At 44.1% G+C, this 17,796-nt stretch carries 10 protein-coding genes; 6 read left to right on the forward strand and 4 right to left on the reverse strand.

The annotated features are described in order from the left end of the window. Positions 1 to 149 precede the first annotated feature (149 nt). Positions 150 to 2,321: a glycoside hydrolase family 20 zincin-like fold domain-containing protein gene (locus HUW48_RS05515; RefSeq protein WP_182414723.1), complete on the reverse strand. Its 2,172-nt coding sequence runs from the start codon at positions 2,319 to 2,321 to the stop codon at positions 150 to 152. Positions 2,322 to 2,647: 326 nt separating this feature from the next. On the opposite strand from HUW48_RS05515, the gene HUW48_RS05520 reads away from it, so the two are divergent. The 3 genes from HUW48_RS05520 (at position 2,648) to HUW48_RS05530 (ending at position 6,694) form a co-directional block, all read left to right on the forward strand. Continuing rightward, entirely contained in the window at positions 2,648 to 4,984 is a 2,337-nt protein-coding gene (locus HUW48_RS05520; protein WP_182414724.1) for a DUF4838 domain-containing protein, read from the forward strand. Positions 4,985 to 5,155: 171 nt separating this feature from the next. Beyond that, the gene (locus tag HUW48_RS05525; RefSeq protein WP_182414725.1) at positions 5,156 to 5,347 is read left to right on the forward strand and encodes a hypothetical protein; all 192 of its coding nucleotides are present in this window, start codon (positions 5,156 to 5,158) and stop codon (positions 5,345 to 5,347) included. 363 nt (positions 5,348 to 5,710) lie between these two features. Then, on the forward strand, positions 5,711 to 6,694 hold the full coding sequence (locus tag HUW48_RS05530) for an aldo/keto reductase (RefSeq protein WP_182414726.1): 984 nt from the start codon (positions 5,711 to 5,713) through the stop codon (positions 6,692 to 6,694). Between the two features lie 300 nt (positions 6,695 to 6,994). Here HUW48_RS05530 and HUW48_RS05535 read toward each other — a convergent pair whose 3' ends face one another. After that, positions 6,995 to 8,668, reverse strand: coding sequence for an FAD-dependent oxidoreductase (locus HUW48_RS05535; RefSeq protein ID WP_182414727.1), 1,674 nt, complete (start codon positions 8,666 to 8,668; stop codon positions 6,995 to 6,997). 425 nt (positions 8,669 to 9,093) lie between these two features. Between HUW48_RS05535 and HUW48_RS05540 the strand changes: the two genes are divergently transcribed. Then, positions 9,094 to 10,122, forward strand: coding sequence for an alcohol dehydrogenase catalytic domain-containing protein (locus HUW48_RS05540; protein ID WP_182414728.1), 1,029 nt, complete (start codon positions 9,094 to 9,096; stop codon positions 10,120 to 10,122). A 235-nt stretch (positions 10,123 to 10,357) separates the two neighbouring features. Further along, a complete protein-coding gene (locus HUW48_RS05545) occupies positions 10,358 to 11,695 on the forward strand; it encodes a Gfo/Idh/MocA family protein (RefSeq protein WP_182414729.1) in 1,338 nt (445 codons plus the stop codon). Between the two features lie 86 nt (positions 11,696 to 11,781). Here HUW48_RS05545 and HUW48_RS05550 read toward each other — a convergent pair whose 3' ends face one another. Both HUW48_RS05550 and HUW48_RS05555 read right to left on the reverse strand, forming a co-directional pair. Beyond that, on the reverse strand, positions 11,782 to 13,509 hold the full coding sequence (locus HUW48_RS05550) for a RagB/SusD family nutrient uptake outer membrane protein (protein WP_182414730.1): 1,728 nt from the start codon (positions 13,507 to 13,509) through the stop codon (positions 11,782 to 11,784). Positions 13,510 to 13,554: 45 nt separating this feature from the next. Then, positions 13,555 to 16,890 carry a SusC/RagA family TonB-linked outer membrane protein gene (locus HUW48_RS05555; RefSeq protein ID WP_182414731.1) on the reverse strand — a complete coding sequence of 1,112 codons (3,336 nt, stop codon included), beginning with the start codon at positions 16,888 to 16,890 and terminating at the stop codon, positions 13,555 to 13,557. A gap of 333 nt (positions 16,891 to 17,223) precedes the next feature. On the opposite strand from HUW48_RS05555, the gene HUW48_RS05560 reads away from it, so the two are divergent. Beyond that, a complete protein-coding gene (locus HUW48_RS05560) occupies positions 17,224 to 17,748 on the forward strand; it encodes a gamma carbonic anhydrase family protein (RefSeq protein WP_182414732.1) in 525 nt (174 codons plus the stop codon). Positions 17,749 to 17,796 lie beyond the last annotated feature (48 nt).

The raw sequence follows: 17,796 nt of genomic DNA on the forward strand, positions 1-17,796 counted from the left end.
CCCGAGCCTGGAGTCTTGAAAAGGCTCCAAAGACAAACCATTTGAAGTAAGTTTTAAAGAATCTAATCTACAAAAACCTAAGGTTTCTTAATAAAGCCAAATGTTGCTAGGTTGATTTAGGAAGCTCATAAAAAATTTATTAAAAAGAACTATTTCTCCTTTAAAAGGACAGTAGCTTGTTTGGCAACTTCAACATCGTGAGCAACCTCAGGCCGAATTTTCTCCCAGTGGAAACGTAAATGGTCGTTCTGCTGCCAGGGTTTGCTATCCTGCTCGCTATAATGCACCAAAGGCATATCGTTATAAATAGGTCGGGTAATGGAGATTACTTCGTCCCAATAACGCAGGGCATTCTCCAGGTGCTTTACGGCTTGTTGTTTGTTTTCTTCACCACCTTTTAAACGGTAAGTTTGCAGAGCCACACCTCCTCGTAGTTTTTCAGCAAAATGTAAACCCAGGTTAGCCCAGGCTTTTACATCGGCCACTTCGTACATGAGCGTGTTATTATTTTGAGTATTTATATTTTTTACTAAATCCAGGGCTTTGCGGCAATCCTGTTCCAGAATTTGGGCCAAAGCTGGCGGGGTAATTTTATTTTTGGCAAACGTACCGCCCGAAGTAGTAGTTTTTACATAATCCAGAATGGAAACATAATCCGGGTCGAGGGTAGGTTGGTTAATCTGGCGATCGACGGAGATGTAATACACTCTTTTATTTTTTGAATCTAGGGCCAGCATGCCTTCGCTGTACAACGAAAAATCCCAGGTAAAATCATAAGAAGATGCCAGGCGCAAAGCGGTGGAACTTGCCCGGGTATACGCTTCTAGTAAATTTTTTCCGGGTTCCCCGTACCTACGAGTAAATTCTGCCTGAAATATAGCATCCGGGGTGGCTGGATTGTAAAGCAACCGGCCCCAGATTTTATAAAACAACCATTGGCGTTCAAAGGCATACTTCCAGTCAACGGGGCCGCTTATTTTAGTAAAGTAATCTTTGGCTGGAATATAGGTTTCGGAACCAAGAAAATAACCGCCCACATAAGCCGGCGAATTCTGAATAATGTGTTCCCGTACAAAACCGGGTACTCCCCAGCGCAAACAGAAAAAATCTTCGTTGCGGGCTGTCCAGGTAATTTTATAATCTTCCGGAACCGGCTTAAAATACGTACCGTATAGTTTACCTCCGTGTACTTTAATAAGCTTTGGTGTGGAGTGCGCGTGCGACCAGTTAAATTTTAAATCGGCCCAGATAGGTGGAATGATAAAATCCATGGCCGCTTCTTTTTCAATTCCTTTGCGGGTAATCTGCTCCATTTCCACGGTAGTAGCTCCCAACGAAGCTGTATTGCCCGAAAAAGGAATCCGGTGCACCAGTTTTGATTTACGACCGGCCAAGCGCATGCCTTCAATAATGGTTACTTTCATCCAGTCTTCGCGTTCCTGCGGCGTCATACCGCCCATACCTTCGCCGAGGGTTAAGCCAAATCCGGTCAGGTCGGGGTATTCCTGCAAAACCTGTGCGACGCTTTCGCGGGTGTAGCGTTTAATAATTTCGGAAGTATCGCCTTTTACAAAAAAATGATGTTCCAGGTTATCCAGGGCCACATTATGCGCTTTGGCAAATTCCGGACTCACAAAAATGTTAAATGGAACCAGGTAGGTATCAATGCCGCGTTCTTTGGCCATCCGGAATATGCTCCGAAATAAGTTTTGCCAATCCTGCATTTCTTTATCAGTGAAGGGCGTGGCTTCCGGAAAATTTTTCGCCTTTATCATGTAGGTATAAGGATGCAGGTTCCATAAGGTAAGGGCGTTAAACCGGTTTTCGACCATCATATCTAAAAACGCCCGCCAGTAATTTACATCCCGGCAAGTTTCAATGTGTTGGTCCAGCGAATAACTGTGCCGGTAAGTGTCCCAGGGCAGGTCGAACTTTATGGCTCTAAAAGGTAATTTCGGACTTTCGCTTTGGGCTTTTACATCAGTTAGTTTGGTGCCATTTCGTAAAGCTTCGGCCACCGATAAACTGCCGTAGATTAGGCCCGTTCCGTCGGTGCCGGTAATGGTGATTTTTTCACCGGTTGGTACAACAGCATACGCTTCTTTTGCTAATTTTCCGGCTTGTACGGCTAAAGTAATCGTAAAATCGGCCGGCGCTTTTTGTAGTTTATAGCCTTGTTTCATTAAGGATTTCTCCAGCATTTGGGCGGCATAAGCTGCCTGCGGGGATTTATTGTTATTTTGAATGGCCACACTTTGAGCCCAACTAAGGTGAATAAGCCCTACAAAACTTACCAGAAAACACCAAATACTCTTTTTCATATTAAATAAATCAAGGTAATAACTACCCCAAATGAATGAATACAAAGTTAAATTCCCGCTGATAAAACGGAAAAAACTTTAAGATAACACAAATAATCCGAAGCAGATAAATTAGGTAAAAGAATACTTTTTCTGCCAGTAATAATAAGTTCCGTTTTAGATTTTACTAAATCAGCACTACTCCCTTTAAAATAGATTTTTATTATTTACTATTTTAGTATATTAAATTCCCATTTGTCAGAATTAAGAAACAAGAGCAAAAGCAGCGACTGTTTTCTTATTTTCTAATCTGATAGCATTCAAAATAAACTGAAAATATATTGTTTATGGCAAAATCTACCACTTGCCCCGCGCGGGTACAATCAGTTTTTATTTTATTCTTTTCTATAAGTTTTTTACTGACTAGTCTACCGCTATCTGCCCAAAAAAAGAGCCGGCAAAAAACAACCAGTACTACAGCCACCAATATTGTACTTACCGATAAAGAAACCAGCCGCTACCGGATAGTGGTGCCCGCAGCGGCTACTCCGCACGAGTTAAAAGCTTCGCAGGTTTTACAAGATTATTTGCTCCAGATTTCGGGCGTAGCATTGCCCATAGTGGCCGATAATAAAGGCCGCAGCCGGTACGAGATTGTGCTGGGGCAAAATGAGCGATTGGCCGAAGCTGGTATTGCTGTAGATTTTAATAAACTCAAGGAGGATGGATTCTTAATTAAAACTGATAGCCTGCGTTTAATTATTGCGGGTGGCAATGAAAAAGGTACTTTGTATGGCGTGTATACCTTTCTGGAAAAATACTTGGGTTGCCGCATGTATAGCGATAAAGTAAAAGTAATACCTACCCAAAAGCGGATTGCCTTAGCCCAGATTAACGACTTGCAAGTGCCGGTAATTCTGTTCCGGGATACACATTACCGGGGTACCTGGGATGCCGAGTATACTGATTGGCACAAGCTCGACCACGATAAGGAAGGAGGCCGCCCGGATTGGGGCATGTGGGTACATACTTTTAACGAGTTAGTTCCACCGCAGAATTACTACAAAGAACACCCCGAATATTTTTCCATGGTGAATGGCAAACGCATTCCCACGCAACTCTGTCTTACCAACCCGACTGTTTTAGAAATTACAATCCAGAACCTCCGCCGGAAAATAGCCCAAAACCCTACGGCCACGTACTGGTCGGTGAGCCAGAACGATAACCGGAATTTCTGCACCTGCGATAATTGTCGCGCTATTGATGAGCGAGAAGGTTCGCCTTCTGGCTCTATCATCCAATTTGTGAACCAGGTAGCACAGCAATTTCCGGATAAAGTTATATCTACTTTGGCTTATGAATACGGCCGCAAAGCACCCAAATCGTTAAAGCCGCAGCGAAACGTAAATATCATGCTCTGCAGCATTGAGGTAAACCGCGATAAACCTATTAGTGAAGACCCAACCAGCGATGATTTCCGGCGCGATGTAGAAGAATGGGGTAAAATTTCCAAAGATATTATTGTATGGGATTATGTAATTCAGTTCAACCACTTGGTTAGTCCCTTCCCGAACTTGCATGTACTGCAGCCCAATATTGCATTTTTTGCCAAGCACGGCGTAACAGCTATGTTCGAACAAGGAAACCGCGAAGTAGGAGGGGAGTTTGCCGAACTCCGGAGCTACCTAATCTCTAAACTTTTGTGGGACCCGAACCAGAATGTTGACGTTTTAATGGATGATTTTCTGCAAGGATATTACGGAGCCGCTGCCAAACCCATCCGGACCTACATCAACGAAATGCGCGAAGCCTTACAAAAATCTGGTGCCACTCTCAAAATATTCGGAACACCTTACGATGCTGCCACCAGTTATTTAACTCCTGCTCTTATCCGGCGGTACGAGCAATTATTCGATGAAGCCGAAGTAGCCGTGAATCAGGATGCGACGTTGCTGGAGCGAGTAAAAATTGCCCGTTTGCCATTGGAGTACGCTATAATGGAACAAGCTAAGAAAAACTTTACCGGGGAGCAGGGTGTGTTTGTAAAAACCGATGGACAATGGAAGGTGCGTTCGGCTATACGGGCTAAGATTGACCCGTTCGTGGATTTATGTAACCGCCAGGGAGTAACGCAGGTAAAGGAATGGAGTACTTCGCCGGAAGAATACCGGGCGGCCATGTACCGTTTATTTTCCCAGGGCATGAAAGAGCACCTGGCTTGTAATAAAAAAGTAAAATTTTTAAGTCCGGTTTCAGAAAGCTTACCCGCTGAAGCAAATAAAATGCTCACCGACGGGGTACGCGGTAGCCATGATTACGCTTTCAATTGGTTTTCTTTCAGCGGCAAAGACCTGGAAGTAGTAATTGACCTGGAAGAAATAAAACCAGTAAAACGGATTGAATCGGCGTATCATCAGTTTGCCTTTTGGCTTGGAATTTTACCTAAAAAAGTAGAATACTCTGTTTCTATTGATGGGGAAAATTTTGAGCAGGTAGGATTAGTAAATAATACCTTACCTATTGACCAGTACGGTGGCATCCAAAGAGATTTTGTTTCGGAATTTACACCCCGGAACGCCCGCTACGTGAAGGTAAAGGCTTATACCATTGGCAACACACCCGAGTGGCACCCCGGCGCCGGACGCCCAGCTAACATGCGGATTGATGAGATTGTAGTGGAATAGACGGTATAACTTTTAAAACTTCTTTTAATTTGGTTGGTTTACGTACCTGGTTTGGATTGACATTAAATTTACTAAAATGTAGTTTAAAGTTTAATTAGCTGATTCCGTGAAGTCTTTTCAAGCCTTCATTTAGCGGTACTGATGCGGGTTGAACCGTAACCAGTTAGCCCCGTGGCCGGCGGGCCTCGTTTGGCTCTCTCGGGCTGGTCTAAGCTTGTTTTGTTCGTGCCTCACCATGCCTCGTTCCTCGGCACCAGAACCTTAGAAGGCCCTCAACAGCCAAACTGGTGTTATTTATTCTTGGCTACCGTTGTTTTGGCAATAGGGATAATAGATTTAGTAAAAATTAATGGTCTGCTATAACGCGAGCGTCTTCGCTCATGTTGTTCATCGTTCGGCCTCTGGCCGGTAGAAACAGGCGAATGGATGCACTCTAAACAGGAATAAGGCTTTTGGACTTGCCCAGCTGGAGGCCTCCTTAATAAGCATCACGAGCGTTGAGTGCTCACGAAAGCAGGATTTTATCAGAACTTAACAGAACTGCACTTCGGAGGGGTAGGGGAGGATAAGTTTTTACGAATTTTAATTTTCTTTCTTCAAAGATTACTAAGTACTTCGACGAAAGATAAAGTTACCATCCTTTGGCCGTTTGGGAAACCTGGGCTACCGCTTTGGCCTTTTTTGCGAGACGTTTAAAAGAGTAATTTACCATTTAAAATCAAATACATGAAATACAGAAAATTTGGTAATAACGAGCAGCTTTCGGCCATTGGGTTGGGCTGTATGAGTATGAGCCACGCCTATGGAGTTCCGGACGATGACGAATCAATTGCTACCCTGCATTATGCTTTAGACTTGGGAATTAACTTTTGTGATACCGCCGATGTATATGGCAACGGCAAAAACGAAGAATTGATTTCTAAAGTATTGGTACAAAACCGCGCTAAAATTTTTATTGCCACCAAGTTTGGTTTTACTCAGGATGCGGCTGGTAATATGGTGTTCAACGGTTCAGCGGCTTACATGCGGAAAGCCGTTGAAGCCAGCTTAAAAAGACTCAAAATAGAGACCATCGATCTTTATTATGCCCATCGCATTGACCCGAACGTACCCGTTGAAGAAATGGTAGGCGGTATGGCCGAACTGGTGAAGGAAGGTAAAGTGCGATACCTGGGTTTATCCGAAGCCTCGGTAACTTCTATTAAAAAAGCACATGCGGTTCACCCGATTAGCGCCATTCAAAGCGAATATTCTTTATTAACCCGCGAGGTAGAGAAAAATGTGTTGCCGGCCTGCAAAGAGTTGGGTATTGCCTTCGTGCCATTTAGTCCTTTGGCCCGTGGCTTAATGACCAACACTTTAAATGTAAATGAGCTACCCGAAAACGATTTCCGCCGTAAATTACCTCGTTATCAACCCGAATATCAAGGTAATAACCAAAAATTAGCGGCTGCTTTTGCTCAATTAGCTTCTGGATTTGGTTGTTCTCCGGCTCAATTAGCTCTGGCCTGGGTGCTAGCGCAAGGCGATAATATTATTCCGATACCCGGCACCAAAAAACGGGAAAAATTAGCTGATAATGCGGGTAGTGTAGAGGTAAATTTAACGTCGCAACACTTACAGCAAATAGAAGATTTACTAATTGAATACCCGAACACCGGCGACCGTTATGACGAAGCCAGTAAGAAAATGGTGGATAAGGATATTTGATAAGTTAACGGCACCCATGAAGTTTTAAAATGGCACGAGGCTCCAGCCTCGTGTCTACCCATTGGGTAGGTCACTGGCCAGGTTTATGATTAGGCATTTCCTAAAAGCAATCAGGTTAAATTTTAAACGGCCAGAGGCCGGACGATGTTACTCACGAGCGAAGACGCTCGCGATATAAAAGAACATCCTGCAAAGTTGTTTTTCTACTCGATAAGCTTCAAATACTAACAGGTAGCTTGCATTATCTAGAGAGTTTACTTCAGTAAATTATAGGCTTGAATCATCTAAGTCTATCATCCGTTAAAAAGTAGAAGCCGGTTTGGTTAAAACTTGCTTATCTTTTAGTAATTGTTCTTTCAGTTTAGTAAAATCCACATCCTGCACGGCTTTTTTACTTTCAATAGCCTGAGCGGCGGCAGTAGCCGCACTTTGCCCCAGAATCATAAAAACGGGTTCCATGCGGATAGAGCCATAGGCAATATGCGAACTGGATAAACAAACCGGTACGAATAAATTCTGGCATTCCTGCTTTTTCGGGATAATAGCACCGTAGCCAATCTGGTAAGGTTCTTTGATATGCACGCCAATATCGCCTTCGTTTTGCACGTAGCCGTCGGGTTTTACGTAGCGTTGAATGTTGTGCGAATCTAAAGAGTAAGAGCCCATACCCACCGGATTATTTACCGGCTTTCGGCCCAAAGTTTCGTTTTCCGTCATTACGTAATTGCTTAACATGCGGCGGGCTTCCCGCACATACAGTTGGTGCGGCCAGTTGCCATTGTCGGTAAATTCGTCTTTGGCTAAACCCCAGGTATTAAATTCTTCCTGCACCTCTTTCGGTATCCGCTTGCTGGTCGCGATAAAGTATAACAAACCTTTTTGGTACGTTTCGTGGGCTTTTATTATTTCTTGCCGGCGTTCGAAAGTAGCTTCGGGATAATCGTAGCTCATGCCAATATAATCGGTACTTACTGGGCCGTGGTTGTTGGTGTCGGTTTTCCGGTTTGGGATGGGGTCAAATTTCCGGAACAACTCCCGCCAGCCAGAATCAAAAACCCGCACCAGCAATTCGTATTGGGTAGAGTCGTACCCGTCGGGTTTGGGGAACGGTAACCGGTTTTCCGGGTGATTGCTGAGGCACATCCGAAAGCAATAAGCCTGTACTTTATTATCCCCTTCGCCTTTTTCTCCCGGATTTTCCGGGGAAATTAAGGGTAGCAAACCACTAGCCGAATTACCTGGAATTTTATACGGGTCAATGTTTTTCTTGAAATAATGGTCGTGGTGCAATACTCCGGTTTGAATGCCATTATATTCTTCACCGTAAACCGAATTAGCTTCCCGACCCACATGGTAACTAATCCCAGCGGCAGCCATTAAATCGCCTTCGTAGGTAGCATCAATAAACATTTTACCCGCGTAAGTTATACCGCTAAGAGTTTGAAAGGACGTAATTTTACCGTTTTTCTTTTGTACCCCATTTTCGCGGTTCAGCCATTCGTCGCGGAATACCGGTATTTTGTTTTCTCTTACAAAATCTTCAAAAATAGTTTCGGCAACGTGGGGTTCAAAAATCCACATGGTACGTTCGGTACCGTCCATGGCAGGCGTACCCTGGCCTTTGTTGCCGTATTCTTCTTTTTTCTGCCAACGCCAGGCTTCTGGCTTTTGGTAATGTTGGTAAACCCGTTGGTAAAATTCACGGGCAATGCCGCCAATTACGGCTTTATTCCCGGTATCGGTAAAACCTAATCCGCCGGAAGCCATACCTCCTAAATGTTTATCCGGCGAAACTACTACTACCGTTTTTCCCAAGCGGCTTGCCTGCACTGCCGAAGCAATAGCAGCCGAAGTGCCGCCATACACGATAATATCCGCTGTTATAATGTTAAGATGGTTTTTAACTTCGGAACTGCGGCAGGAGAATAAACTCAGGAAAACAAACCAGCTAGTAAACCGAAAAGAATTTTTCATAGATTGGCATTAAGGAAGTTAACCGGTAAGTTATTTAATCCCCGAAATTTTACCTAATTTTTAAATCTTAGAGCGCTTTAGATGAAATAAGAGAAAGCCCTTTGTATCATAAGTGATAATTCCTTTTTAAGCTTATAATGTTCTTGCTCTGTTCTGGTACTTATTAAATTTTTGCTGTCGCGAGTGTCCTGCTCGTTTCTTTCTATTCAATAGACCTCTGGCCGGGCAAATCAAAATCCTACTAAAAAGTAAAATTTACTCGTATACTACCAGTTTACAAGCCGGAATAGTAAAATTTAAAAGTGTAAAGAAGTTTCCAATTACTTGTCCTTTCTTATTTTAATTAAGCACAGTTTAAGTGCTAAGAAATGGTAAACTGAATGAAGAAACTCTACTTCCGAAAGGTCAAGATAATTTGATAATTTATGATTCAACGCCAGGTGTACCGCATGCCGAAAGCAGGTTCTATTAAAAATCTGAAATTGCAAACCGAAGAAATAGCACCGCCCCAGCCCGACGAAGTATGCGTGCAGGTAAAAGCCATTGGGCTCAATTTTGCCGATATTTTTGCCATGCAGGGCCTGTACAGTGCTACTCCCAAAGGTTCGTTTATTCCTGGTTTGGAATTTTCCGGAGAGATTATAGCCGTAGGTTCTGCCGTAAAAGAATGGCAAGTGGGCGATAAAGTAATGGGAGTTACTAAGTTTGGCGGTTATGCCTCGCATATTAATAGCCATTACCGTTACGTAATTCCATTACCCGAAGCCTGGAATTATGAAGAAGGCGCTGGATTTCTGGTGCAAGGGCTCACGGCTTATTACGCTCTTCTGGAACTGGGTAATTTGCAACCCGGCATGACGGTGTTAATTCATAGTGCGGCTGGCGGAGTAGGTATTCTGGCGAATCGGATTTGTAAAAAATACGAAGCGTATACCATTGGAACGGTAGGGCAGGCCAACAAAATTACTTTTTTACAGGAACAAGAAGCCTACGATGCCATTATACTTCGGGATAAGAATTTTTATGAAAATTTGAAAAGTACTTTGGGCGAACGGCCGCTCCGCCTGATTATGGAATGCATTGGCGGCAAAATCCTGATGCAAGGCTGGAAAGCCATGGCACCGATGGGGCGTATGGTGGTGTATGGCAATGCCAGTTTCTCCAGCCATAGTTCTAAACCCAATTACCTGCAACTCTACTGGAAATATCTAAAAAGACCACAAATTGACCCCTTGCGTTTGCCCACCCAGAATAAATCATTAATGGGTTTTAACCTCATTTATCTCTACGAGCAAACCGTCTTAATGCACCAACTCCTTAACCGCTTACAAGCGCTTGAACTGAAGCCCCAACACATCGGCCACGTGTATGAGTTTTCTCAAATGCAGGAAGCTATCCATTTGTTTCAGCGCGGAAAATCGGTAGGAAAGGTAGTGGTAAGGGTTGAAGCTTGAAATAACTCCGTTTTTTCGTTTTTTAACCAGAATCAAACTATAAACTTCATTAGAAAGATTAACAAGATTCCGCAGGAAAATTTGTAAACTGCAGAATAGAAAGCATTATTAAAACAGCTACTGAGTTGAAATTTAGTAATTAATGCTGCTTATGGAACATCCGGTTTTTCCAAAAACAAAAAAATAAAAGTCTTTTGTCTTGATACTAGAGTCTTATACTTAAAAATGTGGTAAAATGATAAACGATAACCATAATTCCCGCCGGGATTTTATTAAAAAAGCAGGTTTTGGAACAGTTGGTTTGGCAATTAGTGCCAAAAGCTACGCGAGTATAATTGGGGCAAACGACCGGGTTAGAATGGGGTTTATTGGTGTGAACGGCCGGGGTAATGGCATGACCAAGAACTTCGCCCGACAGCCTGGTTGCGAGGTGGTGTACGTGTGCGATGTAGATGCTAATGCCATGGCCAAAACCATATCTGGCTTAGCGGATATATCCAAAAAGAAACCCAAAGGAGTAAAAGATTTCCGGACTATTTTAAATGATAAAAATTTGGATGGCGTATACATTGCCACTCCCGACCATTGGCATGCTCCCGCCGCTATTCTGGCTTGCCAGGCCGGTAAACACGTGTACGTAGAAAAGCCTTGTAGCCACAATCCCTACGAAGGGGAATTGCTGGTAGCTGCGGCCCGTAAATACAACCGTATCGTGCAAATGGGAAACCAGCGGCGTTCGTGGCCTCGCATTATGGAATGCATGCAGGAACTAAATTCCGGTGTAATTGGGAAAGCTTTTTTGGCGAAAGGTTGGTACACCAATAACCGCAAACCCATTGGCAAAGGCAAACAAGTGCCCGTTCCGGCTCATCTGGATTATGAATTATGGCAGGGACCCGCTCCCCGGCGACCTTACCAGGATAACCTGATTCATTATAACTGGCATTGGTTCTGGAACTGGGGCACCGGCGAGGCTCTGAATAATGGTACCCACGAAATAGACGTGATGCGCTGGGGCTTAGGAGTAGAGTATCCGACCCGGGTAACCTCAGTGGGTGGCCGTTATGCTTATCAGGATGATTGGGAAACGCCGGATACGCAAATTATTAGCATGGATTTTCCGGGTAATATTTCTATTACCTGGGAAGGACGGAGTTGTAACAATTATCCCATCGAAGGCAGCGCCCGGGGCGCTATTTTTTACGGCGATAAAGGCACCATTGTCACTACCGGTGATAATGATTATACCGTTTACGACATGGATAATAAGGTAGTAAAGAAAGTACAGGACGCACCTAAAACCAACACTACTGACCCAGCCGGGCCTGGTGACAAACTGGATGCCTATCATATCAACAACTTCCTGGATTCTGTTCGGACGGGTAAACGCCCGAACGGTGATATCGAAATCGGCCATAAAAGCGTGTTATTATGCCAGTTGGGCAATATTGCGCAACGAACCGGACGGGTATTAAACTGCGACCAGAAAAACGGCCATATTGTGAACGACAAAGAAGCCATGGCCTTGTGGCGGCGGGAGTATGAACCAGGGTGGGAACCTAAATTAGTATAAAAAAATTTACATTGGCAAAAGTACCTGGATAATAATAAAAAAGGCTCGTTAGTAGAACGAGCCTTTTTTATTAAAGTAAGAATATTTTAGTAACCGGGATTCTGAGTTAAAGTATTTTGTCCGTTAGCCTTGCTGTTTAGTATTTCCTGCAGCGGAATGGGGAAGTACTCGTGTTTCCCCGGAATAAACTGCACCCCAGCCAGGTAAGACCGCTTCTTCGATTCAGTAGCGTAATAGTTATTCAAGGTTTCGGCGGCAATGCCCCAACGCACTAAATCAAACCGACGGTGGCCTTCCATGCCAAATTCTAAACGTTCTTCGAACTGCACGGCTTTGCGGGCTAAAGCCTGATCGGTCCAGGGAGCGGTATATTCATTAATAACGTATTTAGCCGCCGGGGTGCCATCGGCATTTTTAACAAAACCATCGGGATTGGCCGCTCTTCTTCTAATTTGGTTTACGTAGCCGCGAGCAGCTTCCAGGTTACCTAGTTCCGTTTCCACTTCGGCTAGCCATAATAAAACATGTGAATACCGGATAAGGCGGTAATTGTTTGCGTTTAAGCGGGGATTACCGGCAAAAGTATTGGTACCCACATCGGAGCGATACATCACGTGTTTTTTCGGCGAGTAAGGACCACCATAAGCCTGGTCGCGCACGTACGTTTTACCCGGATGCACGCCCCAATCCAGGAACGGAATGCCCCGACGGCCAACGGTCCAGTCAAGGCGCGGATCTACGGTGCCGTCATAGGGAGTGAAGGGTTGCGTAGCTTCAATGCCTTGGTCACTGGTAACATCTTCGTTATTAAAAGTTTCCAGTAACGGTAAGCCACCGGCGTCGGTTTTAAAGGCATTTACTAAATTTTGCGAGGGCTGGAAAAAGCCGCAGCAAGTAGTTACCCCACCACCGCCGTACGGATAATTTAAAGTAGCACCCACGTTTCCGTTTTCACCCCCCGAAGCGCCATCGTTTACAGAGTGTTCCACTTCAAAAATTGATTCAGCGTTGTTGTTGGTAACGGCCCTAAAATTATCGTGGTAACGATCCATTAACCTAAATTGATTACTGGCCACAATAGCATCGAGCAAAGTTTTGGCTTCGGTATATTTTTTCTGAAATAAGTAAGCCTTCGCCAGGGTAGCTCCCGCGGCCCATTTACTGGCCCGGCCTGGTTGGGTTTGTTTAGGCGGCAAATTATCGTAGGCAAAGGTTAGATCGGCCACAATTTTAGGCCAGATATCTTCGGTATTGGTTTTTTTGGTGCTTTCCAGGTCGTTGGGGTTGTAAATGGTTTCGTCGATGTAAGGCACCATGTTAAACATTTTCTTCAGCTCGAAGTGGTAATGTCCGCGTAAAAACCGGGCTTCGGCGGTAATTTGCAAACGTTCGGCGTCAGTAACATCGGTAACTTTCGCTAAAGTTTGCAACACATCGTTGGTGCGGGCAATACCATCGTACATGCCCCGCCACTTGCCCCGGAAATAAATGTTATCGGAAGAGATATTTCCTTGCTCAATTAAGGAAATAGGTGGTTGATCGCCGGCAATTGTTCCCTTGTAAGCATCATCCGAAGCCACACTGCCATATACCCAATTATCCGCGGATGATTGGTACGAACGGTAAGCGCCTTCAGCAGTTGCCCAGCCATCCAACAGCGAATAAGCACCTACCAGCAAGGAGTTAACTCCTTTATTGGTGGTTAGGGCATCGATGGTGAGAGCAGCTTTGGGTTTTACGTCCAGAAAAGAATCGGAGCAGGAGCTTAATATGCTGAGTAAAATGCTGCTGCCTAATATTATACTTTTTTTCATTTGTTTAATCTTGTGTGATTTATATAATTAGTAAATCAGATACTCTTAAAAACTTACATTTAAACCCACCAAATATTGCTTGGCAATAGGGTAATTTCCACCATCTACTCCAATTTGGCGGTCGTTGCCGGAAGAATAACCCCGCAGGTTAACTTCGGGGTCCATGCCGGAATATTTAGTGAAGGTAAACACGTTCTGACCTTGTACATACACGCGTACCGAACCCAAACCAATTCTGGAAACTAAAGTAGTCGGCAAAGTATAGGTTAATTGGATATTCTTCATCCGGAAGTAAGAACCGTTTTCGAGGTAATAAGAAGAAGGAAGAATACTAACCTGGTCGCTGGAGGTTAATTGTGGCAGAACCGCATCAGTTTTGCCAGGCCGCCAGGAATCGTATAACATTCTTTTGCTACGGTTACCGCCAAAGGTGGGGAAATCAGTGAAGTACTTCACCATATTAAAAATCTGGTTTCCTTGTACGCCCTGGCCGAAAACGCTTAAACCAAAATTTTTATAATTCACATTCAAGTTAATGCCGTAAGTAAAATCAGGGTGCGGGCTACCAATAATCGATAAATCTTTTGAGTCGATAATGCCATCGCCGTTTACATCACGGTAATGGAAACGACCCGCTTTATTCTGGTTCACGCCCAAATTGTTTTTAGGAGCAGCGGCCGCTTCATCGTCTGATTGGAAGATACCATCAATGGTATAGCCAAAGAAAGAAGAAATGGGATGACCTTGCTGGGTTACCACAAAGTTTTGAATGCGTTCGTCGTTGATACCAAAATATTGCGTGTTCGGGTCACCGGTAGTTTTTATTACCTCGTTCCGGTAGGTACTCAGGTTACCACCAATGCTATAGGTTAATTTACCATCGGCAGCCTGCCCATTATACGTTAATGCGGCATCTACCCCGCGGTTGCGCATGGAACCAATATTCTGGAAAGGGGTAACCGCTACGCCCGAAGTAAGGGGTGCTTGCACCGGGAAAAGCATGTCGGAGGTAGTACGGGTATACCAGTCGAAGGAAGCATCAATTTTATCGTTTAATAAAGTAAGGTCTACGCCCACGTTGGTTGCCGTGGTGGTTTCCCATTTAGCATTGGCATTACCAAATTGCGTTAATTCATAACCTGGTATCGCCGACGTACGGGTACCATTTAAATCGTAAAAAGAAGTAATGGGATTAGTGGAGTACTGGGTGATGGAGTTGTAATTACCAATTTCCTGGTTACCGGTTTGTCCCCAACCTACGCGCAGTTTAGCACGACTTAACCAGGAGCCCCAGCTTTCAGCAAAACTTTCTTCCGAAAACACCCAACCGCCACTAACAGCTGGAAAATAAGCTGTCCGGAATTGTGGCGCAAAACGAGAAGAACGGTCGCGGCGAATGGTAGCTTCGAGTAAGTATTTATCGGCAAAAGCGTAATTAGCTTTAGCAAACTCCGAAGCTAAGGCCCAGTTATAACCACCGCCATTATTGGTTTGTACCCCGGTACCGCCGCTTAAATACCGGTTATCTAAATCATCGGAGGCAAAGTTGGTGCGCGAAGCATCAAAAAATTCATAATAATCTTTAATGGCTTCGGTACCAATTAAAAAGTTTAGCCGATGGTTTTCGCCAAGAGTAGCGTTATAGGCCAAAGTATTAAACCAGGTCCAGGTCCATTCGTAGTTATTAGTGGTTTGTAAGTTATTGGAGCCCCGGGCTTCCGCCGATTCGTAATCCCGGAAAGTATAATTCCGGTAATTGTACAAGTTGTAATCTACCCCAAAGCTGGTTTTAGCCGTTAAATTTTTCAGAATGTCTATTTCAGCGTAAGCATTCCCGAATAAACGGATTTCTTTTTGGTGATTGTCTTTATTGCGGTATAGCATACTTACCGGGTTGTTGGAGTTGTCCAGGTCAGTACCACGGGTTCCGGCAAAGTTGCCCGCTACGTCGTAAACGGGTATTAGTGGTTGAATACGGTAAGCAAAAGATGTAGGGTTATTTTCGAAACCGTTAGAACCCGGTTGTACGATGCGGTCGCCGACAGCAACCTGAAAATTCTCGCCTACCCGGATGCGTTTGTTTACGTTAAATTCGGTATTGGCCCGCAGCGAATAACGTTTAAAGCCGGTATGAATCATAATCCCTTCCTGATTAAAATAATTTACTGACATGGCATACCGCCCGCTTTCATTTCCGCCGGAAACCCCTAACTGGTGATTTTGGATGGGAGCTGGATCAAAAATTTCGTCCATCCAATTAGTACCGGCTTTGTTGGCTTTCGTAATCAGCCATTTGGTTTTATTGAAATTAGGATCGTCGATGTTATTGCTGTAGTTTACGTATTTGCCGCTGGCATCCTGGGCAACCCGCGGATCGCCTTCCGTGGCGCCGGCCGGAAATATATAATCCGGGATAACCGGAGTGGCCCCATTACCAAACTGCGCGTGCACCGGATTACCATTGGCGCCCACGGCTCCCGCATTTCTTCGCGATTCCCAAATTAACTGCGCATATTCCTGGGTATTTAGTAAATCCAGGAACTTGCCGGGGCGTTGGGTACCCACATAGGTATCATAAGTAAATACCGGTTTGCCCGCCTTGCCTTTTTTGGTAGTTACAATTACTACCCCATTACCTGCCCGGGAGCCATAGATGGAAGCTGCCGAAGCATCTTTCAAAATCTGCATAGATTCTATGTCGTTCAGATTAAGCGTGTTTAGGTTACCTTTGGTAGGCACGCCATCAATTACATAGAGCGGCGAGTTATCGTTAATAGTACCAAAACCGCGAATACGCACCATTACGCCCCCACCTGGGCTGTTTTCGTTACCAACCGTTACACCCGCTACTTTGCCTTGCATAGCTTGCCCTAAATTAGTAGAAGGAGTAGCTAATAATTGTTTGGCATCGATGGTGGCTACCGCGCCGGTAATATCTTTTTTAGATTGGGCAGTGTAACCGGTTACTACTACCTCCTGCAAAGCTTTAGTATCTTCGAGTAGGGTAATATTAATGGAGCCTGGGCCGGTAAAGGCTTTTTCCTGGGTAGCAAAGCCAATAAAAGAAAACACTAAAGTGCCAGCCGATTCCGGAACAGTTAAGGTATAAGCCCCATCGGGGGCGGTAGTAGCTCCGGTAGAGGTGCCTTTTAACAGCACTGTTACCCCGGGTAAAGGATCACCGGTACCTGAAGAAACCCGTCCTGAAATAGTCCAGGTAACTACTTTGGTAATGCTGTTACTTTTGGGTGCGGCTAACCCCGGGGTAGGAGAGAAAGTAGCAGCAGCTTTGGCTGAATTACCAACACTACCACTTAAGGTGCAGACCAGTATTAAACTGCAAATTTGCAATTGCCAGTCAGGTGTAAAAGGTTTTTTCATAATGGATTGTTAAAGGTTTGTTCTGTAATAAAGCTAAGATTATTTTCTAAATGAGTTGATTTTCAAAGGTTTGTTTTTTAAAATTTAGAAAACTTTTCATGAAATTTTAGTTTGATTGGATGTTTTTCATTAATGAAAGTACTTAGTGTGAAAAAATGCATGAATGCCTCTTTTTTATTGATTTATTAGAAAAATGCGGCGTTATAAAAGAAGTTTGGAAAAGTAGCTTACAGATAAGAATACAGGCAAATTTCCGGGCAGCACGTACGAATAAGAGAAATAATAGTAGCTTCACTTTAAATAAAGTTTTAACTTAATTAATTATAAGTAAGCGTGCCACTATTTCTACCAGTTAAAGATAAATTCCCTGTTTTTGGCGAGAATTGCTTTATTGCCGAAAATGCCACTGTTGTGGGTGATGTTGTATGCGGAGCAGATTGTACTATTTGGTTTAATGCGGTTGTAAGAGGCGATGTAAACAGCATCCGGATTGGCAATAAAACTAATATTCAGGATGGCGCTATTATCCATTGTACCTACGAACGGGCCGCAACGGTAATTGGCAACAACGTTTCGGTGGGGCATAATGCTATTGTACACGGTTGCACCATAGAAGATAACGTACTAATTGGCATGGGTGCTATTGTAATGGATAAAGCAGTCGTTCAGCAAAACTGCATTGTAGCGGCCGGAGCCACGGTGCTCGAAAATACTGTTTGCGAAGCCGGGTATATTTATGCAGGTACTCCCGCCCGGAAAGTAAAACCCGTTAGCGAAGAGCAAATTGCCAACATGGCGCGCACGGCTAGTAACTATGTAATGTATGCTGGTTGGTTTAAGCCGCAAACTTCCGAATAAATATTAAGCGAGGTAATTTCTTGCTTTAGAATACAAGACCTTACTTCG

This window comes from Adhaeribacter radiodurans, from assembly GCF_014075995.1.
In the GTDB taxonomy this organism is placed as follows: Bacteria; Bacteroidota; Bacteroidia; order Cytophagales; family Hymenobacteraceae; genus Adhaeribacter; species Adhaeribacter radiodurans.